This window comes from Bordetella muralis (assembly GCF_054781015.1).
In genome coordinates this window covers 302,419-319,882 of sequence record NZ_BAAGVF010000006.1, presented here as the reverse complement: position 1 = coordinate 319,882, position 17,464 = coordinate 302,419, and the positions used below count along the sequence as shown (strand labels likewise).

16 protein-coding genes are annotated in these 17,464 nt (G+C 60.6%); 5 read left to right on the top strand and 11 right to left on the bottom strand.

Features of this window, described 5'->3' with window-relative positions:
* Positions 1–57 precede the first annotated feature (57 nt).
* Positions 58–1,698 carry a VRR-NUC domain-containing protein gene (locus tag ACYVIT_RS12490; protein ID WP_415804870.1) on the bottom strand — a complete coding sequence of 547 codons (1,641 nt, stop codon included), beginning with the start codon at positions 1,696–1,698 and terminating at the stop codon, positions 58–60.
* Between the two features lie 127 nt (positions 1,699–1,825).
* Between ACYVIT_RS12490 and ACYVIT_RS12485 the strand changes: the two genes are divergently transcribed.
* From ACYVIT_RS12485 to ACYVIT_RS12475, 3 genes are all read left to right on the top strand, one after another.
* Positions 1,826–2,218, top strand: coding sequence for a phage holin family protein (locus tag ACYVIT_RS12485; RefSeq protein WP_415804869.1), 393 nt, complete (start codon positions 1,826–1,828; stop codon positions 2,216–2,218).
* Complete coding sequence (locus ACYVIT_RS12480) at positions 2,193–2,642, top strand: hypothetical protein (protein ID WP_415804868.1); 450 nt, start codon at positions 2,193–2,195, stop codon at positions 2,640–2,642. Before ACYVIT_RS12485 ends, ACYVIT_RS12480 begins: the two co-directional genes overlap by 26 nt.
* Positions 2,643–2,765: 123 nt before the next feature.
* Positions 2,766–3,824, top strand: a complete 1,059-nt coding sequence (locus ACYVIT_RS12475; protein ID WP_415804867.1) for a porin — start codon at positions 2,766–2,768, stop codon at positions 3,822–3,824.
* Positions 3,825–3,890: 66 nt separating this feature from the next.
* On the opposite strand, the gene ACYVIT_RS12470 is transcribed toward ACYVIT_RS12475, so the two are convergent.
* The 7 genes from ACYVIT_RS12470 to ACYVIT_RS12440 all read right to left on the bottom strand — a co-directional run bounded on the left by ACYVIT_RS12470 (position 3,891) and on the right by ACYVIT_RS12440 (position 11,521).
* Positions 3,891–4,685, bottom strand: a complete 795-nt coding sequence (locus tag ACYVIT_RS12470; protein WP_415804866.1) for a putative hydro-lyase — start codon at positions 4,683–4,685, stop codon at positions 3,891–3,893.
* Between the two features lie 86 nt (positions 4,686–4,771).
* Positions 4,772–6,130 carry an amidase gene (locus tag ACYVIT_RS12465; protein ID WP_415804865.1) on the bottom strand — a complete coding sequence of 453 codons (1,359 nt, stop codon included), beginning with the start codon at positions 6,128–6,130 and terminating at the stop codon, positions 4,772–4,774.
* A 149-nt stretch (positions 6,131–6,279) separates the two neighbouring features.
* The gene (locus ACYVIT_RS12460; protein WP_415804864.1) at positions 6,280–6,969 is read right to left on the bottom strand and encodes a DUF2848 domain-containing protein; all 690 of its coding nucleotides are present in this window, start codon (positions 6,967–6,969) and stop codon (positions 6,280–6,282) included.
* 90 nt (positions 6,970–7,059) lie between these two features.
* Positions 7,060–8,343, bottom strand: coding sequence for a TRAP transporter large permease (locus ACYVIT_RS12455; protein WP_415804863.1), 1,284 nt, complete (start codon positions 8,341–8,343; stop codon positions 7,060–7,062).
* A complete protein-coding gene (locus ACYVIT_RS12450) occupies positions 8,340–8,960 on the bottom strand; it encodes a TRAP transporter small permease subunit (RefSeq protein WP_415804862.1) in 621 nt (206 codons plus the stop codon). The genes ACYVIT_RS12455 and ACYVIT_RS12450 overlap by 4 nt, the downstream gene beginning before the upstream one ends.
* 177 nt (positions 8,961–9,137) lie before the next feature.
* Positions 9,138–10,184 carry a TRAP transporter substrate-binding protein gene (locus ACYVIT_RS12445; protein WP_415804861.1) on the bottom strand — a complete coding sequence of 349 codons (1,047 nt, stop codon included), beginning with the start codon at positions 10,182–10,184 and terminating at the stop codon, positions 9,138–9,140.
* A gap of 413 nt (positions 10,185–10,597) precedes the next feature.
* Positions 10,598–11,521, bottom strand: a complete 924-nt coding sequence (locus ACYVIT_RS12440; protein WP_415804860.1) for a LysR family transcriptional regulator — start codon at positions 11,519–11,521, stop codon at positions 10,598–10,600.
* 119 nt (positions 11,522–11,640) lie between these two features.
* On the opposite strand from ACYVIT_RS12440, the gene ACYVIT_RS12435 reads away from it, so the two are divergent.
* Positions 11,641–12,612: a DMT family transporter gene (locus ACYVIT_RS12435; protein ID WP_415804859.1), complete on the top strand. Its 972-nt coding sequence runs from the start codon at positions 11,641–11,643 to the stop codon at positions 12,610–12,612.
* A gap of 16 nt (positions 12,613–12,628) precedes the next feature.
* Here ACYVIT_RS12435 and ACYVIT_RS12430 read toward each other — a convergent pair whose 3' ends face one another.
* The gene (locus ACYVIT_RS12430) at positions 12,629–13,303 is read right to left on the bottom strand and encodes an ABC transporter ATP-binding protein (protein ID WP_415804858.1); all 675 of its coding nucleotides are present in this window, start codon (positions 13,301–13,303) and stop codon (positions 12,629–12,631) included.
* Here ACYVIT_RS12430 and ACYVIT_RS12425 point away from each other — a divergent pair.
* Positions 13,302–13,970, top strand: a complete 669-nt coding sequence (locus tag ACYVIT_RS12425; protein ID WP_415804857.1) for an arylesterase — start codon at positions 13,302–13,304, stop codon at positions 13,968–13,970. The two genes, ACYVIT_RS12430 and ACYVIT_RS12425, sit on opposite strands and share 2 nt — an antisense overlap.
* On the opposite strand, the gene ACYVIT_RS12420 is transcribed toward ACYVIT_RS12425, so the two are convergent.
* Together ACYVIT_RS12420 and dmeF are read right to left on the bottom strand one after the other, a co-directional pair.
* The gene (locus tag ACYVIT_RS12420) at positions 13,967–15,940 is read right to left on the bottom strand and encodes a SurA N-terminal domain-containing protein (RefSeq protein ID WP_415804856.1); all 1,974 of its coding nucleotides are present in this window, start codon (positions 15,938–15,940) and stop codon (positions 13,967–13,969) included. The genes ACYVIT_RS12425 and ACYVIT_RS12420 overlap by 4 nt on opposite strands.
* A gap of 378 nt (positions 15,941–16,318) precedes the next feature.
* Positions 16,319–17,359: a CDF family Co(II)/Ni(II) efflux transporter DmeF gene (gene dmeF, locus ACYVIT_RS12415; protein WP_415804855.1), complete on the bottom strand. Its 1,041-nt coding sequence runs from the start codon at positions 17,357–17,359 to the stop codon at positions 16,319–16,321.
* Positions 17,360–17,464: the final 105 nt, after the last annotated feature.

Here is a 17,464-nt window from a genome sequence, read left to right as displayed (position 1 = left end):
ACCGGCAGGCTGCATCGGTCAATACATGCCACGGGCGCGTTGCGACCGAAGAATTGCTCATGCCTCATCCTCGCGCCATTGCACATGGCACACATGCGCCGCAATGCCATGCTCGGCGCAATATTGCAGCCAGCGAATCTGGTTGTCCTGCAATTTGTCGCCTGGCCCCTTGATTTCGATCAGTTCATAACGCTCTTCGCCGGGCACAAACCGGATCAGGTCGGGCAAGCCCGTGCGGTTTTGCGTGATGTCTTGCAGCATCCGCGTGAAAAATAGCCTCAGATGATTCGCGGGCAGGCAGTCCAACGCCAGACGCAACAACGGCTCGGATAACGCTCCCCAGAACACAAAAGGCGATTGCAGGCCGGCTTTTTCGGTGTAGTGCCTCCATATCGTGTCACGGTAAGCGCCCGATTCCAGCTGCGACAGTGCTGCGGCAAATAGATCAGCACGGCGTGAAACAAAGTCCGGCGCAGACAAGTCCGCAGGCTCGCGCTGAAAGGGATGAAAGAAGGCACCTGGCAATGGCGCGAAAACGGCTGGCCAACACAGCAAGCCAAATAACGCGTTGATCAACGTGTTTTCGACGTAATACACCGGCGCAGCGTCGCAGTGCAGATGATCGCGTGCGACAAGCTCCACAGACTGCGGTTCAACGGGGCGCAAGAGCGCCAGATCGCGCCGTACCGGAGCCGCGATGGCAGCTCGCGCGAGCGCAGGCAGCCCGGCGTTGCGCCGCAGGCGCGGCAGCATTCTCGCCAGAGCCTGGGTTTCCGCCTCGCTTTCCGGGGCTTGCCGAGCATGCAGGGCCAGTCCTAACGCGTCGTCATGGCGTTCCATGCGCTCGAGCATTCGAATACGGCGGTGACGAGCCCCCGGATAAGCACATTGCTCATACACGCGATAGGCCATATCCCAATGCCGCGCGCGCTCACAGGCGTGACCGATGCGCAAGAGCACCTTGGCGCGGCGTTGCTCCAGCCAGGCGTTCGTGCTGGCGCAGGACTGCACGACATCCAACAGATCATCTATCTCAGGGTTCGTATCCAGCGCCTGGCGGCATGCATGCAGCGCCAGGTACCTGTCGATATCGGCGCGTGTCTGGAATGCACGCGACGCCTGGTCGAACGCGACGGATTCGTAGCGGAACACCCCCAGATCGGCCAACACGAACTCTGACCAGTCCTGCCGCAGATTACCGAAAAACATCAGGCGCAGCCGGTCGCAATGATCTCCCAGCATAAAGCGCCAGGCCGGCTCGGGCGACGCGGGGCACCACTGGTCGTAGGATCGGGCCTCATCATGCCGCTCGCGCAATACGGCCAGCCATTCCGACTTGCGCAGCCCTGCCATGACAGACGCCGGGAACAAACCACGCAACTCTGGCAAGGTGCAGATATCGAATAGCTCATCCAACGCCATCGGCGCCCGGGCGTCGAGCCAGCCCAACGCCGCCAAGGGCGCAGCGGCCGCAAGCAGATCGGGAATTTCTTCGTACGCCAGGCGGCTGGCACGAAACCACGGTCCCCGTCTCATCGCCATGCGCACGAATAGCGCGCGCGACATCTGCGGCAAGCGGTCAAAATCGTCGAAAAACGCCCGCTCGCCCTCATCGAGCAAATCGGCATAACGATCGGCCACGACCTCCAGCGCACGCTGAAAGTTATGCAGATAGTAGTAGCGGTGCGGGGGCAGCATTTGGTAAAAACTGGATGTTTATCCAGTAATCATATCAAATCCCGGCTGGGCAGTATCTCGCTCATGGGACGCAGCCTACCCGGGTATGCGACTTGCAGCGCAACGTCCACCAAACCTAGGGGATGCCATGATTTCAGAACGATTGAAACGGATACGCCATCTGGCCGAGTTTGTCATTGAACGCAGCGGCGACTATCTCGAACTGGCCGGCATGGAGCTGTCGCTATACCGCTCGGCCTTGGTCACTACATTGATCAGCAGCGTGGCGCTGCTGTTTTGCGCACTCGGTACACTAGCCTTTATATCGGTAGCGACCATCGTGAGTTTCTGGGACACGGATAATCGGCTGCTCGTGGCGTGGTTGGTGGCTGGCGCGTGGTTGCTGATTACCCTCATCGCGCTGACCATTGCCGCCCGCAACGCGCCGAAAAACGCGCTTTTTTCCGAACTCAGCCACCAGGTGCGCCTCGATGCCGCCGCCGCCCGGAGTCATTATGCCCAAGACGACCACACAAGCTGAAAAAGACGCCTTGCTGGCGAAGATGGAGCGCGATAGAGCTGAGCTGGCGGACGCCTTTGCGCGCGTGGCCAATCAGACAAAAACCTCCAGCGGATGGGCCTCCACCACGGCGCTGGCCGCCGGAGCCGTCATCGGATGGCCCCGGTTTTTAAAAAAACCCATGCGGGCGATGGCGGCCATAGCGCTGCGCGACCGGGTCGCCAACGCCCTCAAGCGCCGCCACCAAAGACGTGCCAGCCCGCCAGCGGCCAACGCTGAAGTCGACCGCCTGGCCCAATTGACAGCGGATCTGCGCCAAGCGATAGAACGTATAGCGCCCGCGGAAGAAGTCGAGCACATACGGCGGGAACTTGACGACCAAGTGCGACGCATCCGCGAACTAAAGGCGCTCGAAGCGACCCCCGGGCAAACCCTCTCCCGCTAAAGGACAGGCCGACCGATTTTCGGTATAGACTTGCGACCTGATTCCTCGGTCGTCTCACATCTATCCGCTGTGAGGCGGCCATATTTAATTCCGACTACGAGTCGGATCTCAGGGAGCGAGACAATGAAGAAAACCGCTATGGCGTTGCTGGCGCTGAGTGGATTGGCTGCGGGAACAGCCGCCGCCGAATCGAGTGTGACCTTGTACGGGATTGCAGATGTCAGTATTCGATATCTGAATCGCAGCAGCCAGGTCGACGGCAGCCACATCGGACTGGCCAACGGCGCCATCTCCAATAGCCGTTGGGGCCTGCGCGGGGTCGAGGACCTCGGCAACGGGAATAAAGCATTCTTCCGATTGGAGAATGGCTTCAATGTGCAGAACGGGAATGGCTCCGATCCAGACAAGACGTTCAGCCGCCTGGCCTACGTCGGCCTGGACGGCGGGTCGCTCGGTGTCCTGACGCTGGGCCTGCAGAACACGCCCATGTTCAACCTGCTGGCCGATCATTTCGATCCCCTGACCGTCGGCAACTACGATCAGAACGCCTGGTTGCCCGCAGCCATGTCGCGCGTGCGCACGGGCAATATGTTCACCTACGCCAACACGCTGGGCGACCTGGCGCTGGTGCTCTCCTACGCCAACGGCGAGGACTACGACGACCACAAAGTCGGCTCGCAATATGGCGCATCGCTGCGCTATACCTTTGGCCAATTTGCAGTGGGCGGCGCCTATCAGCAGACCTATTCGGAAACCAGCTCGGATTATCGCCAACGCGTCTGGAACCTGAACGCGTCATACCAGTTCGAATCCGCCAAGGTCTTTGCCGGCTACTTCAACGGCCGGGACGAAACCGGATTCGTCAATGCCGTCATGGGCGGCAACCCCGTCGCAGGCCTGGACCGCAAGGACAACGGCTATTTCGCCGGCGTCACCTGGCAAGCCACCCCCAGTTGGGCCCTGACCGGTGCAGCCTACTATGACCGCAGCGAAAACGTCGTCGTTTCTGGCGACAAAGGCAAGCGCTACGCCCTGGTCGGCGTCGCCGAATATGCCCTGTCCAAGCGCTCCCAAATCTACGTGACCGTTGACTACAACAAAGTCAAAGACGCCGCCAGCGACGAAATCGCAGGCAGCGGCAGCCAACTAGGCGCCGCAGTAGGATTCCGCCACATCTTCTGACGGTCTCCACGCCAATAGCATAGGCCTCGCCCCTATGCTATTGGCAGCCCGCAACTGGCCAGGCATTCACAGCACTGCCATCCGGCTGTTCAACAGATCAGTAATCAACATGTGCCCCGGCGCATGCGTAATGCAGAACTCCGGCTGTACCGCGGCAACGACCGATTGAGGGGTAACGCCGCAGGCCCAAAACACAGGCACCTCGCCCGGGCGGATCTCGACCGCGTCGCCATAGTCCGGGCGGTTAATGTCCATAATGCCAATTTCAGCAGGATCGCCGAAATGCACAGGCGCGCCATGTACAGAGGGGAATCGTGAAGTCACCTGGATGGCACGGATCGCGTCGGCGGCTTTGAGTGGGCGCATGGACACGACGAGCTGTCCATGGAAAGGCCCCGCGGGCACCGTCGGAATCGAGGTGCGATACATCGGCACGTTGCAACCCTGCTCGATGTGACGGACAGGCAAGCCGTTATCCAGCATGGCCTCTTCGAACGAAAACGAGCAGCCGATCAGAAAAGACACCAGGTCATCACGCCATATGTCGCGGACATCGATGGGTTCATCAACCAGTTGTCCATTGCGCCAGACGCGATAGCGCGGCACATCGCTGCGGATGTCGATGTCATGCCCCAGATCGGGCAAGGCCGGACTGCCGGGCTCAGACATCGCCAGCAAAGGACAGGGCTTGGGATTGCGTTGGCAGAACCGCAGAAAATCCGCAGCCAGGTTCGATGGCAAAATCGCCAGGTTGGCTTGCACGTAGCCCGGCGCGATATTGGCGGTGGGACCAGTCAGCAGGCCGTCACGCGCATCGAGACGCGCACGATAGGCAGGATGGGTATCAGCAGTGTAGGTCATGATTCTATGCGGCGCTCCCTTGATTGCAAAGGAGCCGCCATCTCTCTAAAAATGCCGGCATCCGAATGAGCAGGGCCGGCGTTGCGTTACGAGCGCAACAGGTCTTCGATCGCCATCCCTATGGACAGGACTCGAGTGTCTGCGCCGTTAGATCCCGCGATCATGAGCCCAACGGGCGCGGTGTCCGCAGGCTGACACGGCACCGATACTGCACAACCATCGAGAAAATTGATCAATGTGGGATTACGCAGAATCAGTCCATTTGTGGCGTAGTAGACCTCGTCGCTGGCGGTGACCTCTGCGATGGTCGGCGCGGTGATAGGCACGGTCGGCATCATCAAGGCATCGTAGCCTGCAATGCGGTGATCAACCGCCGCGACCCAAGCCTCGCGCGCGTCCAGCAAGTCCAGATAGTCGGCCGCGGACATGCCTTCGCCTCGACGGATGCGTGAAACCACGCGCGGATCATAGCGGTCGCCTGCAGTAGCAATCAAATCACGATGCCAGGCCCAAGCCTCGGCAGCAGTAAAACCGCCTTTGGCGTTGATAGCCGCCAACTGGTCAAACTCCGGAATCTCGATTTCATCGACCAGCGCCCCGGCAGCGGATAGCCGGCTGATGGCCGCAGAAAAAGCGGCTGCGACGCTGGCGTCCATACCATCCAAGGCCAAAGTCGTTGGCACCGCCAGACGCAGGCCACGCACAGCGGCGGGTTGCCAGGATGGAATCGCGCTGTCGATATCGTCGCCCGCCAGGATCGCATCCAGAGTCGCGCAACAGCGGACAGTGGGCGCCAACGGGCCGATGGAATCGAGATTGGCGGATAAAGGCAACACGCCAGCCATGGACACTCGCCACGCGCTTGGCTTGAAGCCGGCCAGACCACACAAGGCTGCGGGAATACGTACCGAGCCGCCGGTATCGGAACCGATCGCACCCAGGGCCATCCCATCTGCGACGGACACGCCTGCCCCCGAGGACGAACCGCCCGGAATACGGCCGCTAGCGCGGTCCCAGGGATTGAGCGGCGTACCGTAATGCGGATTGACGCCTAAGCCTGAGTACGCGAATTCGACCATGTTCGTACGGCCAATGATGACCGCCCCCGCAGCCAACAAGCGCTGAACCACGACCGCGTTTTCCTCGGCAGCGGGAGCCCCCTGCAAAGCGACAGAGCCCGCCAGCGTCGTTTCCCCGGCGACATCAAACAGGTCCTTGATCGAAATCGGCAGCCCATCGATCGGAGAACGCGACAGGCCCGCGGCCCGCAGGGTGTCGGAGGCCTGCGCCGCTGCGCGGGCCTGTTCGGCATAAATGCGCGTAAATACTCTAGCGCCCTCGCCTGCCGGATCGGTAGCACGCGCCAGTGCAGTTTCGGTCAACTCGACGGCGCTCAGGCGGCCTTGTTGCAAGGCCGTAGCGGTGTCATGCAATGTGGAAAGCATAAAGTCCTCGTGGCCGCCCGGGCGGCGCATCTATGATGATCTGGTGCCGGGTGCTGTGATGAAATCCAGATATGGTCTACATGTTGACGCTGTTCAGCGTACCGCCCCACCTGTATGGTGCAGGCCATGCAATCAAGCGGATTTCATGCTCAAGCAACCTCCGGCAATACCTCTACATCATACCGATGACGCAGCGACCGTTGGCGACGCGGGTCGAACAGTTCCATGATGAATGTGGTCGACGCGCGAATGCCGCCGATAGCCCCTACAGTGCCACAGGTCATGCCGGTGCCATCGGGCAAACCTGAGCCACCGGTATAGCCGGCGATCAGCTCCTGAGGCGTGCGCAACGCATCCAGTGTGCCCTCTTGGTACACGACCTCAGCGCCGTTCTCGATGATGCGGGAACGAATCACAAGTTCATCCCAGTACTCGGCGACATCAGAGAGACGCCATGCCGTCGTCCCTACCGGTTTCGCGCAGACCTGCTTGGACAACGCCACACTATGCGACTCGAGTTTGCGGTCAGTATGGTCGGAGGCAATACTGACGTAGAGCTCACCATCCAGGGCAAAAACAAAGGTCTCGACTTCGCCTGACGAGGCGTCGCCGACCGCCTGAATACGATCAGTCTGCGTCAATTGATTATCCGCGATGCGGTAGTACAGCGGTACGCTGGTGGGACGCGGCACGCCGATCGCGGCGAGTTCTTCGATATGGTGCTCGATGGCCGCGCGATCGCGGCCTGCCCAACCTGCGACGACCAGATTGCGAATATCGACTTCGATTGCGCTGACGCTATTATCGTTAGCGGATTCGACTTGGAATACGGCTTTCATTTGTTGCTCCGAGAAACCTCGGCATCCATGCCAGGAGGGGAAAAGGCGCAGCCGCGAGGCTGCGATTAAATTCAATACATCGCCACGGCATCAGCCGAATGCGCGTGGCAGCCATAGAGCCAGATCTGGAATAAAGGCCAGCAGCGCCAACAGGACGAACATGGCGGATACAAACGGCAATGCGCCGACGATGACCGCGGTCATGTTTCCGCTCTTGCGCAGACTCTGCACTACGAATAGATTCAGGCCCACGGGCGGCGTAATCAGTGCGGCCTCGACCAGCACGATGATGACGATGCCCAGCCAGATCGGGTCGTAGCCCAACGCAATCATGATCGGCGCCACGATGGGGATGGTGGTGATCATCATGGAGAGCGTTTCCATGAAGCAGCCAAGGACCAGATAGAACACGACCACAATCAGCAGCATCCAACCGGGCGACAGGCCAAGCCCCGTAATGGACTGGGTCAACGCATCGGTGATGCCCGTCGCCGCCAGAATGAAATTCAAGAAGCTGGCAGCAATCACGATCAACATGATCATCGCGGTGGAACGCATCGTGCCTTCGATGGCATCGCGCAACATGGTGAACGTCAGCCGGCCATAGCACGCTGCGAGCACCAATGCGCCGAGCACACCGAGGGCCGCCGCCTCTGTGGGCGTGGCCAAGCCTGCATAAATCGAGCCAACCACCAATAGAAAAATCCCCAACGGTGGCGCCAGATGTGTCAGGCTGACAATGCGTTGCCCCCATGTCGCATGGATTTTGTGCCCACCCCACGCCGGTTTGATCACGCAAGCGATCACGACAGTCAGCATGAAGAGTGCCGCCAAACCTAGGCCCGGGATGATCCCCGCCAAGTACAGCTTGGGCACGGACGAGTTCGTCAACACGCCGTAGATGACCAGATTGATCGACGGCGGAATCAGTATCCCCAGTGTGCCGCCCGCAGCGAGACTGCCCAAGAACAGCGGCTCGTTATAGCCGTACTTCTTGATCTGCGGCAGCGCGACCGTGCCAACCGTGGCGGCCGTGGCCACACTGGACCCGGAGGTCGCGGAAAACAAGGTCGATGCACCGATATTGGCATGCATCAATCCCCCCGGCAACCACGACAGCCAAAGGCTCATCGCGCTATACATGCGTTCGGCAAATCCAGAGCGCAACAGGATTTCGCCCAACATGATGAACAAGGGAATCGCCACGAGCAGAAATTCGTTATTCGTGCTCCAGGAGACTTCTCCCATGGCGCGCGTGAGCGGCAGCATCGAATACAGCGGGTCCAGGATCAGACCCAGCACGCCCAACGCCGCACCGACCGGAATCGAAATGCCGATGAGCACCAACAGTAGTGTCAGAGCAGTCGTGATCATGCTGCATCCCCTTTCACCATACGCTCGCCGGCGGCGGCTTCTTCCTCGGCCTCTTCTCGCGTGGAGCGCACGCCGCAGATGGATTTGACCAACGCGATGTCACCCGTCACCAGCGCCAGCGAGGCACGCACCAGCATCAGGGCTACGGTGATGCACATCCACACCAGCCCGAGCCACCACAACCCCTGAGGAATCCAAAGCGGAGTCGCCAACGGCGTATTCGCAGCGGAACGGCTGGTCCATGAGGTCTGCACGATCTCGAGGGCGTAATACGTCAGATACGCCATGAAAATGCCCAACGCGACCAATGCAATCCAGTCAAGCAAGGCCGATACGCGTACCGGGAAGAACTGATACAGAACGTCCACACGCACATTGGCGCGTTGCAGGGTGGCAAACGCCAAGGCCCACGTCGTGCTGATCGCAAACGCGTAGCTGGACAACTCGTCTGCGCCGCCCGTCGTAAAGCCAAAGAGCTTGCGTGCCACGACGTCGAATGAAATCAATAGCACGCTGGCCAGAATGAGCGCGCCTCCAGCCCAGACGGCCGCTCGCGAAAAGGACTCTGCACAGCGCAATAGCTTGCCCAGAGCTCGAAAATGTTCGGATGAGGTCATAAATATCTGCCTTCGTTGCCGCGCATCAACGCGAGCGTCATCTCACGTGCGATGCACGACGTGTATTGCGATGACGGCGCACCTGTTCAGCGCGGCCATCTAAACGATGTGTCACCATCGTTTGACGACATGACTACCCAGAGCGCCAGGCGCTATGAGGTAGTCATGTATCAGCCATTATTTCTTGGCCACGACGTCCAGCTCTTTGCCGATGGTCGCGTTGAAGTCCTCGACGCATTGCGCCGAGCAGCGTGCCGCCCATTTCGGCAACACGGCTTCAGCCAGGACTTTCTTCAGCAGTTCGCGATCGGCGTCCGTAGGCTGGACCAACACCATCTTGCCCTTGACGGGATACGGACATGCGGCTGCGCCCGTATTGCAGTCATAGCCTTCTTGCGTCTGACGGGCAGCGGCGTCCCAGATATCGTCGACCAATTTGTCGATGTTGGTCTGCAGGAACGTCTGCACCTTGGGATCCAGCTTGTCCCAGGCTTTTTGGTTCACTGCATGAATCTGCTGATTCCAGTTGATGGGCAAGGCATACAGGTGCGTGGACACCTCGTACCATTTCGCGGAATAGCCGGACAGCGAGCCGGTGATTGCGCAATCCACGACCTTGTTTTGCAGCGCAGGAACCACCTCGCCAAATGCCATGGTGACGCTGGACCCGCCCAGGGCCTGCACAAATTCGGCGGTCGTGCGGCTGCTGGTGCGGACCTTTTTGCCTTTGATATCGGCCAGGCTCTTGATGTCGGCATTGCAGAACAGCACTTGGCCAGGATAGGTCGAGATGCCCAGCAGCTTGACGTTGGCGCCCTCGCCATAGACCTTGGCATAGACCGGCTCAAAGGCATTCGTCACCGCACGCGCGGTTTTGACATCTGGGGCCAGGCCAGCCAGATCGATCGCCTCGTTGATCGGATTGTCGCTGGCAAAATAAGACAGCGTGGCGGTGCCGAATTCGATCACGCCCTGTGACATCAGTCGCAGCAGCTCAGGGCCTTTCAAACCCATTTCGTTAAAGCCTTTGATGTCCGCCGTCACCTGGCCTTTGGATAGCTCGGGAATGGTCTTGGTCCAGAATGGTTTTTCGTAGTCGTTGTAGGCGGTCAGGTTGCTCAGGCCACCGACGACTTTCAAATGCGTCTTGGGCAGATCCTGAGCATGTGCGGCAGTGCTCAACAACGCTGCGGCGATGGCAGCAGTGATCAACGGCTTCTTCATGGAGGCTCTCCTTGCAGGCGGGATTCGATACGCGCCAGGCCCCGTTACCCGATGACGCGCTGCGATCAGCAAAACGACCGCCGCAGATTGTCTGCAGCCGGCCTTGCTCTCGCACGCATTCCACCGGCTGGACATAAACCTGTCCAATCGTAAGTTGCGATGCTGAGATATAAATATTCTTTATGTCTCTGTGCAGAACAGAAGACCAATCGGCGCAAAGCCAATAACGGCGCGGGTTTGCCGCCAGGTAGCCACAAAGCGCATCAGGACGTTGAATGCGGCTGAACAGCTGATCAATCGCAAGGCATCAGGGAAAGCCCTAGCCCATTTAGCATCCAACCCGGCCCTCACCGCCGTAGTCAATAGTGCTCCAACAGGTACGTTGTCCCGATGCGATTGCGGGGTGCGGTAAATTACGAGCCCGCTATCCCGCTCTGCGGCAACGGCTGCAATTTTCCTTCGGCCGCTTGCTGCGCCAGCAACGCAATCGTGCGGGCCACATGGCTGTCCGGTCCTTGTACCCACGTCGCAGTAAAGGCCAGATCGGGCAAGGGATCGGCCTGAACATTCAGGATGCGCAACTCGCCATTGGCAAGCTCTTTATCCAGAAATACCGGCGCGATGACACTGGTGCCGATGCAATCCAGCGTCATGCGCACCACCATCGACAGCGAAGCACTGCCGTACATGCGTGGGGCTTGCACGCCAGCGCGCGTCAACATGTCACGCACCATTTGATAAGGCCGGCTGCTCGAGGGATACGTAATCAGCGGCAGCTTGCCTATGCGCTCCAGCGTCAGCGGCTCTGGCCCCAGCGCCAGACGCGGGCTGGCCACCCACGCCAACGGATAGGCGCACAGTGGCAGATTCTCGAACCGCGGCTCGAGGATCGGCCCCATCAAGAAAGCCAGGTCAATCTGACGCGATGTCAGGTGGCTATGCAGGACGGATGTCGTATCGACCTCGATCTGCAGCACCAGCGCCGGATAGGCGGCATGCACGTGCTCGATCAGTAATGGCAACCAGGTCTGGACAATGGTCTCGGCCACACCCAGACGCAATGGCCCGCGCATCACGTTCTGTTCGCGCGCCGCTCGCAACATATCGCTGCGCAGCTGCAGCATGCGCTCGGCATGTGACAACAGCTCTTGCCCTTTGCCAGTCAGCGTCACACCCCGGGCGTCACGTTCAAACAGCCGAACTCCCAGGTCGCCTTCCAACGAGGCGATCCGCTGAGAAATAGCCGGCTGCGTGGTGTTGAGTTTCTCCGCCGCCGCCCGAAAACTGCCCAGCGTGGACACCCAAAAGAAAGTTTCGATGTTGCGTAGATCGATCATGGTCCGCTCATCATAGCCGCCACCTCCGTTTCCTAGGGATAGGCGTATTATGTTGCGTTTTACCGAGCCGGCCTTGCGCCGGCTTGCGTTTGCCCTGTACTAGAACCAAGGAGACTCGCATGCACCGGGCCGCCGCCGGATCCAGACCGGCAGCTTCGCCATTGCCCTCTGCGCCGCGCGCCCCGTCTGCGCGCCCCGTGTTAGGCATTGTCCTGTTGATTTTGTCGGCCTGGACGCTCACGTGCCTGGATGCCAGCGGCAAATGGGTGATGGAGGCAGGCGTACCCTTGTGGTTTCTGTGCTGGGTACGTTATATGGTGCATCTGGTGCTGGTGCTGGGACTGGTGTTGCCCAAACGGGGCATGGGCATTTTGCGCAGTACACGCCCGCGGGAGCAGCTCATCCGTGGCGGCGCGATGCTGTGCGCAACCGCGGCTTTCTTTACCGCACTGAGCTATATGCCGCAGGCCGAGGCCACGGCCATCAACTTCCTGGCGCCGTTGCTGGTCTTGGCCCTGGCCCCCTGGGTGCTGAAAGAACCTGCCCGCATGTCGCGCTGGGTCGCGGCCGCAGTCGCATTCTGTGGCGTGCTGATCATCATCCGCCCGGGCGGTGGCCTGCATCCCCTAGGCGTGCTCTTCGGCCTGTTGACGGCTTGCTGCTTTACCGCGCAATACATCGCCACGCGCCGCATCGCCGGTGACGACCCGTACACCTCGCTGATCTGGAGCGGCGCCGTGGGCGCGGTCTGTCTGACCCTGATGTTGCCCTTGATCCTGCCGACTGCGCTTCCGGTACTCAGCAATCTGAGTCCCGGTAATTGGATGCTGCTGATTTCGACCGGGTTCTCAGGCGCGTTGGGCCATCTGCTGCAAATCGGGGCCTATCGCAATGCGGCGGCGTCAACGCTGGCGCCATTCGTCTACCTGCAGATCGTCAGCGCGACGACGGTGGGTTGGCTGGCGTGGGGGCACTTTCCCGATGCGCTGACATGGCTCGGGATTGCGATCATCTGCGCCAGCGGTATCGTGACGGGGCTGATTGAATGGCGCCGGGGTCAGGTCACTGCACGCCAAGTACGGCAGGCTTGACAGGCCATGCGGCCCATCAAGCGTCGAGTATGCGCCCAGCCGATAGCACCAATTGCTGGCCACACCGCGAGGCCAGTTGCGGGTCATGGGTGACCAGAATCAGCGTCGTCCCCTGCTCGCGATGCAAATCGAACATGAGGTCTATCACCGTCTCACCCGTCGCGGCATCGAGACTGCCGGTGGGCTCGTCGGCAAATAGCAGATCGGGCTGCACCACGAACGCGCGCGCCAATGACACGCGCTGCTGTTCGCCGCCAGAGAGCGTACGAGGATAGTGATGCAGGCGTTCTCCCAGGCCGACGCGTTGCAACATGCTCTGGGCGGCCTCTCGCGCCGGCTGGCCGGCGAGCTCTAGCGGCAACATGACATTTTCCAGGGCCGTCAGATTGGGCAGCAACTGAAAAGACTGGAACACGAATCCCACATGCCGGGCACGCAACTGCGCACGGCCGTCCTCGTCCAGGGAAAACAAGTCTTGTCCCGCCAGCCGGACCGTGCCCGACGAGGGAACATCCAACCCCGCCATCAGTCCCAATAAGGTAGATTTACCGGAGCCGGAACTGCCAGTGATCGCCAAAGCGCTGCCGGCAGCCACCGTAAAATCGATATTTTGCAGGATCGACAAGGTACCCCCGGCATCGGAAACCTGTTTGCCCAGCCCTGAGACTTCAATCGAGACCTTACTATCCATGCGTATGCTTTTCCGTTGTTTTGCCATAGGCGCGTTGGCCATTTCCGCGACAGCCTTCGCTCAGACCCCCAATCCCGCCGCGGGTTCCGCAACACACACCTTACTCGTCGTTGGTGACAGCTTGTCGGCCGAGTATGGCTTGACGCGCGGATCCGGTTGGGTGGACTTGCTGGCCAAGCGAATGTCAGAACAATACCCTAACTATCAGGTTGCGAACGCCAGCATCAGCGGCGACACGACGAGCGGGGGGCTCGCCCGCCTGCCAGCACTGCTGCAGCGCCATCATCCAGATATTGTCGTGATCGAACTGGGCTCGAATGATGCGCTGCGCGGCCTGTCGCTACAGATGACCGAGCAGAATCTGCGCACGATGACACAGAACGCGCAAAAAGCCGGGGCCCAGGTGCTATTGGTGGGCATGCAGATCCCGCCGAACTATGGCCGGGATTACACCCAGCGCTTTGCCAGCATCTTTCCGGCGGTCGCCAAATCCGAGCAAGCTCATCTGGCGCCCTTCCTGATGGAAGGCATCGCCACGGACCGCACGCAGTTTCAGGCAGATGGCATTCATCCCAATGAGCAAGCGCAACCTGCCCTGCTTAAAAACGTATGGGCCGCATTGCGGCCCATATTGGAAACAACAAGCAAAACGGCTAAACAGCCTTAGCCTGCGGCCGATTCGGGGTCATCCGACCCCTTGATCGCATTCGCCGCCTCGGGCAGGATCTTGACCTGATATTGCTCGCGCAGCATTTTCATGATGGCAGCGGACTCGGCGTCGCCCCAGGCGGCGCTGAGTTGCCGGCTAAAGAGCTCGGAGTCAGCGGCCTCGACTTTGCCGGGCTCGACCTTGTCCAGGCGCACCACCACATAATCATTGCCGTCGACAGCGCCTGCATACGCGGGCACAGGCTGCGAGGGCAAACGCATCGCGGCCTGCAACACGGGCGCAGTCAACTGTTGCGGTTGTTCGCGCGTCACGGTGATGCTGGCGCCAAAGCCCTCGGGCAGGCTGGCCGCATCGGCCGACCAGGTTTTCAGGGCCTCCTCGCCTGCCTTGCGGGCAGCCTCGGCCGCTCGCTCGTTGGTGAGGCGATCACGGATGGAGTCGGTGACCTTGTCCAGCGGCGAAACGTGTTGCGGCTGAACCTCTGCCGCCCGCACGACGAGCAAGGTGTCAGACGACAGCTCGATCACGCCGGAATTCAGCTTTTCACGCAACGTATCGTTCGAGAACAGGGATTCACGCACGCGCGGATTGTCCAGCAAGGCCGCATCGCTGCTGGCCGATGCCGGATTCGCACCGACAGTTTTATCCGCGGGCAGCAGCCCCTGGCGAGTAATGCCGCTGACGCTGCGAATCTTCAGGCCCAGCGCATCGGCGGCAGGCTGCAGGCTGTCGCGCTGGTCATAGACGATCTCGGTCAGCTTGGTCGCCATCTCCGCAAATCGCGTCGCCGCGATCTGCTTGCGGATCTCGGCCACGATCTCGTCGCGAACCTCGGCCAGGGGCTTGGCGCTTGCCGGCTGGATGTCGGTCACCTGGATCACGTGAAAGCCCGACGGGCTCTCGACAACCCCGGACACCTGGTCCTTGTTCAGGCTGAAGATGGTCTTGTTCAGGTCGCCGGTCAGCATGCCGGAGGCCATCCATCCCAGATCGCCACCCTTTTGGGCCGAGCCTGCGTCCTGCGAGTTGGCTTTGGCCAGATCGGCAAAGCCAGCCGGATTGGCGGCGGCCTGCTGGGCCAGCGACTCAGCCTTGGCACGAGCCGCCTGGCGATCCGCATCCGAAGCGCCGGCGGCCACCTGAATCATGATGTGGCTGGCGCGTCGGCGTTCGGGCTGGCCAAAACGGTTCTTGTTCTGTTCGTAATAGCCGGTGATGTCCTCGTCTTTGACTTGGATGTCTTGCGATGCGGCAGCCTCGTCCAGCACCAGGTATTGCGCGGTGACTTGCTCAGGAACCGTCAGCTGCTGTTGATTGGCGTCGTACCAGGTCTTGATGTCCTCGGGGGACACGGATACCTGAGTACGGTAATCAGCAGCCGCAAAGCGGCGCAATTGCACGGTGCGTTCCTGGGTCAGGGCCGACTCCAGCGACGCCGTCACGGCCGCAGGCGCAGTAGCGGACTCCGCCACGGGCTGCAGCACGCGTCCGATCGCCAGATCGCTGCGCAAGCCGGCCTCGTACATCGTAGGCGTCATTCCCTGGCTGGCCAACACCTGGCGATAGCGCTCAGGCGAGAAACGGCCGTTATCCTGGACCTGGGGAATAGAAGCGATGGTGTTGCGCAGCGTGCTATCCGAGACCGAAAAACGGTTGTCCTGAGCCACCTGGGCCAAGAGGCGCTGGTCGATCAACTGGTTCAAGAGTTGCTCACGCATAGCCGGCGTATCGACCAGTGCGGGGTCATAACGGCTGCCCAGGCGTTGGCGGAAATTCTCGAGCTGATTGCGGTGCGCATTGTCGAACTCGCCGCGCGTAATGGGTTGCCCGGCGACCGTGGCCAACTCCGGTTCACGGTTGATAAAGCTGTCATAGCCCTGGATGCCGACCAGGAAAAACGACGGCACGATCAAAATCAGCAGAATGAACTGCATCCAGCGACGGTGATTGCGTATTAGTTCGAACATGGAATCCTTGTTTGCCCTACGCGGCGCCCGGCAAAAACGGACCCCGCGCCGCAAAAAAACGCATCAAAACAGACCGCAACGCCAATCTCATGAATGGCATTATCCCGAGACACATGTTTTGTCTCGCGATGGCCCGGCACAAATAAATACGCCACGCTTGCCACGGCGCGGCGGCGCTGCCCAAAAGGGGCTCCCCTGAGGGAAGGCTTTCCCATCTGCGGCCGATGGCACATCACCCTCCACCCGCCGACAGGACACCCCCGACGGGATGTTTTTGCCTTGAGGCAGCCGGGGCAAAAAAGGGCGAACCGATTCGCCCTTGCCACTGCTGTAACCGCACTAGGTTAGCCGCCGGAGTTTACCATTGTCAGCGGGATATCAGACAAGCAGTTTGGCAGCGTCCGGCAGAGGGGCGACTTCGACCGTCAAGTGACGGATTTCATCGATAGACGCGAGTTTGGCGCGAATCTCGCCTGCGGTAATACCAGCCGCCGCCTTGACGCAGACGATGGCTGCCCGCGCCTGCGGGCCGATCTGCCAGACGTGCAGGTCAGTGATGGTCGTGCCGGCGCATGATTCAAGGGCGTCCCGGATTTCCTCGGCGACGTGATCATCCGTGGCATCCAGCAGGACGCTGCTGGTATCGCGCATCAGTGTCCAGGCCCAGCGCGCGATGACGGCCGCCCCGACGATGCCCATGACAGGATCGAGCCATACCCATCCGAGATAGCGGCCTGCCAGCAAGGCCAGAATAGCCAATACCGAGGTCAAGGCATCGGCCATCACATGTAAGTAGGCCGAGCGCAGGTTGTTGTCCTGGCCGTGGCCATGACCGCTGTGCTCGTGAGTGTTGTCGTGGAGATGATGGTCGTGACTGGCATGTCCGTGGCTGTGCGCCTCATGGCTACCGTGGGCCCGGTGACCGTGCGAGTGATGAGGGTGCCCATGGTGATGCCCGTGCCCGCCCGAGAGCAACATCGCGCTCACGATATTGACCAGCAATCCGATGACCGCAATAACGGTGGCCTCGCCGAACGCCACCGAGCTCGGATTGACCAATCGGAGTGCCGATTCCACCCCGATGGCCAGCGCCACGATGCCCAGAATCAGCGCGGAGGCGAAACCAGCCAGCTCCCCGACCTTGCCCGTCCCGAAGCTGAATGCACGGTCATCCGCATGACGTTTGGCGTATCCGTATGCCGCAGCTGCGATGCCCAGCGCCCCAGCGTGGGTCGCCATATGAAAACCATCGGCCAACAAGGCCATGGAGCCCGTGACATAGCCGGCGATGACCTCCCCCACCATCATGACGAACGTCAGGGCGACGACCCAGGTCGTCCGCTTTGCGTTGGCGTCGTGGTCGCGGCCGAGGAACGAATGTCCATGCTGGTCTGCTGACAGATTGTCGCTCGTATTCATTGTGTCACTCAATAGGCCCGGATTACCGAGACGGAAAGAATGCAACGGCAAGGCCGCAGGATCGGCTGATACCTGTGTCTGATGTCATGGACGGTCAACGGTCCA

What these genes read in the sequence shown, in the direction of transcription:
- ACYVIT_RS12435 (WP_415804859.1), top strand. Translation starts at nt 11,641, where the DNA reads ATGCACCGGGCCGCCGCCGGATCCAGACCGGCAGCTTCGCCATTGCCC.
- ACYVIT_RS12425 (WP_415804857.1), top strand. Translation starts at nt 13,302, where the DNA reads ATGCGTATGCTTTTCCGTTGTTTTGCCATAGGCGCGTTGGCCATTTCC.
- ACYVIT_RS12480 (WP_415804868.1), top strand. Translation starts at nt 2,193, where the DNA reads ATGCCCAAGACGACCACACAAGCTGAAAAAGACGCCTTGCTGGCGAAG.
- ACYVIT_RS12445 (WP_415804861.1), bottom strand. Translation starts at nt 10,184, where the DNA reads ATGAAGAAGCCGTTGATCACTGCTGCCATCGCCGCAGCGTTGTTGAGC.
- ACYVIT_RS12470 (WP_415804866.1), bottom strand. Translation starts at nt 4,685, where the DNA reads ATGACCTACACTGCTGATACCCATCCTGCCTATCGTGCGCGTCTCGAT.
- ACYVIT_RS12485 (WP_415804869.1), top strand. Translation starts at nt 1,826, where the DNA reads ATGATTTCAGAACGATTGAAACGGATACGCCATCTGGCCGAGTTTGTC.
- ACYVIT_RS12450 (WP_415804862.1), bottom strand. Translation starts at nt 8,960, where the DNA reads ATGACCTCATCCGAACATTTTCGAGCTCTGGGCAAGCTATTGCGCTGT.
- ACYVIT_RS12465 (WP_415804865.1), bottom strand. Translation starts at nt 6,130, where the DNA reads ATGCTTTCCACATTGCATGACACCGCTACGGCCTTGCAACAAGGCCGC.
- ACYVIT_RS12475 (WP_415804867.1), top strand. Translation starts at nt 2,766, where the DNA reads ATGAAGAAAACCGCTATGGCGTTGCTGGCGCTGAGTGGATTGGCTGCG.
- ACYVIT_RS12420 (WP_415804856.1), bottom strand. Translation starts at nt 15,940, where the DNA reads ATGTTCGAACTAATACGCAATCACCGTCGCTGGATGCAGTTCATTCTG.
- ACYVIT_RS12490 (WP_415804870.1), bottom strand. Translation starts at nt 1,698, where the DNA reads ATGCTGCCCCCGCACCGCTACTACTATCTGCATAACTTTCAGCGTGCG.
- ACYVIT_RS12440 (WP_415804860.1), bottom strand. Translation starts at nt 11,521, where the DNA reads ATGATCGATCTACGCAACATCGAAACTTTCTTTTGGGTGTCCACGCTG.
- ACYVIT_RS12455 (WP_415804863.1), bottom strand. Translation starts at nt 8,343, where the DNA reads ATGATCACGACTGCTCTGACACTACTGTTGGTGCTCATCGGCATTTCG.
- ACYVIT_RS12460 (WP_415804864.1), bottom strand. Translation starts at nt 6,969, where the DNA reads ATGAAAGCCGTATTCCAAGTCGAATCCGCTAACGATAATAGCGTCAGC.
- ACYVIT_RS12430 (WP_415804858.1), bottom strand. Translation starts at nt 13,303, where the DNA reads ATGGATAGTAAGGTCTCGATTGAAGTCTCAGGGCTGGGCAAACAGGTT.
- dmeF (WP_415804855.1), bottom strand. Translation starts at nt 17,359, where the DNA reads ATGAATACGAGCGACAATCTGTCAGCAGACCAGCATGGACATTCGTTC.